Origin of the sequence: Burkholderia sp. A2 (assembly GCF_001729305.1) — a bacterium.
Lineage (GTDB): Bacteria > Pseudomonadota > Gammaproteobacteria > Burkholderiales > Burkholderiaceae > Burkholderia > Burkholderia sola.
On record NZ_LZXX01000055.1, the window covers coordinates 1 to 1340 of the forward strand.

The 1340-nt window shown below is 70.9% G+C and carries 1 protein-coding gene; it reads left to right on the forward strand.

All coding sequences use genetic code 11. The annotated features are described in order from the left end of the window. Positions 1-565 precede the first annotated feature (565 nt). A partial coding sequence (locus tag A9Z05_RS04325; protein ID WP_256121844.1) for an AAA family ATPase occupies positions 566-1340 on the forward strand: 775 nt, incomplete at its 3' end.

Here is a 1340-nt window from a genome sequence, read left to right on the forward strand (position 1 = left end):
GCGACGCCGGCGCCGAGCGCGGCAAGGCCGCCGAGCACACGGCGTCGTTCGGGATCGGCAGGAAGGTCGTCGGGGCGATCGGGGGTGTCGTTCACGTCGTGGGCTCCTCGGATGGGCGGGTGGGCGTTGTCGTTCGATGCGCGCCGGCGCCGCGCGGGCTGCCGCGACGCGGGACGGGACGCGACGGCCGGCCTCGCGCGCGGCGGCGCGACGCGACTGTCACAAAAATGTCATGCACGGGACTATAACGCGGCAAGGGGGGCCGACGAAAGCCGTTCGTCGGACGATTCGACGCTTGCGCGCCGAGCGGCGCGACGCCCGCGCACGAACTAGACTGGAAGCGAGGGCGGTGCGTGACGGTGTGCCGGTGTGCCGCCCGGGCGAGGATCGCCCGGCAACGCCGACGACGGTGTTGCCGAGGCGGCATCGATGCGACGAACGACGCGAGACAGCGAGGCGACGATGACGTGGATGCAGGTCGTTTTCGCATGGCGGCCGCGTACCGGTTGCGCGCCGGTGCCGGCGTGAGCGCACGCCGCGCAGCGGATACGGCAGGCCCGATGCCATGGACAGGAAATTCGACTACCCGGGATTGCTGATCGCGGCGGGCTTCTTCGTGCTGTTCGCCGCGCAGTTGCTGATGCTGCACCCGACGTCGACGCCGATCGCGTACAGCGATTTCCACCGGCTCGTCGCCGCGCGGCTCGTCGACGATCTCGAGGTCGGCCCGGCGTCGATCTCGGGCGCGCTGAAGATGCCGCAGGCCGGCACGGTGCTGCCGGCGTCCGACGCGGCGATCGTGCGGCAGGCCGGCGCGCCGTGGCGCTTCACGACCAGCCGCGTGACCGACGAACACCTGATCGACACGCTGACCGCCGCCGGCATCCGCTATCACGGCACGCCCGACACCGGCTGGATCGCGTCGCTCGCGTCGTGGCTGTTGCCGCTGATGCTGCTCGTGTTCGTGTGGAACATGATGCTGCGCAAGCGCGGCGGGCTGCAGGACTTCACCGGGATGGGCAAGAGCCGCGCGCGCGTGTACGTGCAGCAGGAGACCGGCATCACGTTCGACGACATCGCGGGTATCGACGAAGCGAAGGCCGAACTGCAGCAGCTCGTCGCGTTCCTGCGCAATCCCGATCGCTACCAGCGGCTCGGCGGCAAGATTCCGAAAGGCGTGCTCGTCGTCGGCGCGCCGGGCACGGGCAAGACGCTGCTCGCGCGCGCGGTGGCGGGCGAGGCGGCCGTGCCGTTCTTCTCGATCAGCGGCTCGGCGTTCGTCGAGATGTTCGTCGGCGTGGGCGCCGCACGCGTGCGCGACCTGTTCGAGCAGGCGCAGC